The 1,008-nt window shown below is 35.9% G+C and carries 1 protein-coding gene; it reads right to left on the reverse strand.

Annotated features, from left to right (window positions below; genetic code table 11):
- Positions 1-1,008, reverse strand: a 1,008-nt coding sequence (locus tag B6C99_RS12970; protein ID WP_143413974.1) for a hypothetical protein, incomplete at both ends; no start/stop codon positions are given.

A 1,008-nucleotide genomic window follows, 5' to 3' on the forward strand; every position in this document is an offset into this window, starting at 1 on the left:
TATTTTCCTGATGAGGTAAATCCTCTTCAATCGTGGTTGTCGGTTTGGGCAGCATCGACGTAATGCTGCCTGGCTGATGGTTTGCATCAGTTTTGATATGAGTTCTATCTGATTGATTTGAATTAATAGCAATACTTTGCCCTGAAACCACTTTCGCTTGTTGGGTCAGAGTATCATTGACGGTTTTATCCACCGCAACTTGGTTATGTTTGTTTTCAACATTCACTTCACTGCGTGGTTGCTCGGTCAGTTTTGTTTTTTCAAATATTTGATGATCGACAATATTTTTATTTAAGGCATTATCAATAAAAATTTCATCGGGTTTAGTGTATTCATGTTCTGTTTTTCTGTAATCATCAGTATGCTTTTTCCAATGCTCAATACGTTTACCAGAATACACATATTTAGCTATTGCTTCTTGTGAATGATTATTAAGTTGATCTACATTGATATTGACGGTTTTACCGGCAATGATTTTACTATCCTGATTATTCAAAGTTTGCCCATGAATAATCACATTACCTGCAGCGGTAATGTTGCCAGGATCGGTCTCTAATACCGTTGTTTGGTATTTTGTTTTAACAATTTTATAATGGTTAGAGTTTCTATAACTTTTTCCATTTACTTTAATTCTTTCAATAATACCGGTTTCCCGGAACTGTTCAGGAATATCATTCCATTTATAGTAGCACCTTCTTCCTCCTTTCTCACAACCGTATGATTTAGGCTTCGCTAATCCATATTGGTGAAAATAAAATACCTGAATACGATAATAAACATCATCTGGTGAGTATTTTTCTAGACTTCCCTCATGTTCAAAATACTCTTCTCTTTCCGGTGGTTCATCACTTTTACGCATTTCAGTGACAATATGGTCATTGATATTATTAAGTTCATTAGTCGCTATATATAAATCACCCTGTGCTTCAATCGTGGCTGAGTGGTTATTAATTTGCTTGGCAGAGCCAGTCACACTCCAGTTTTCATCCAGTTCACCGCCAATCACAA

It is taken from the genome of Gilliamella sp. N-G2 (assembly GCF_002142215.1).
In the GTDB taxonomy this organism is placed as follows: domain Bacteria; phylum Pseudomonadota; class Gammaproteobacteria; order Enterobacterales; family Orbaceae; genus Gilliamella.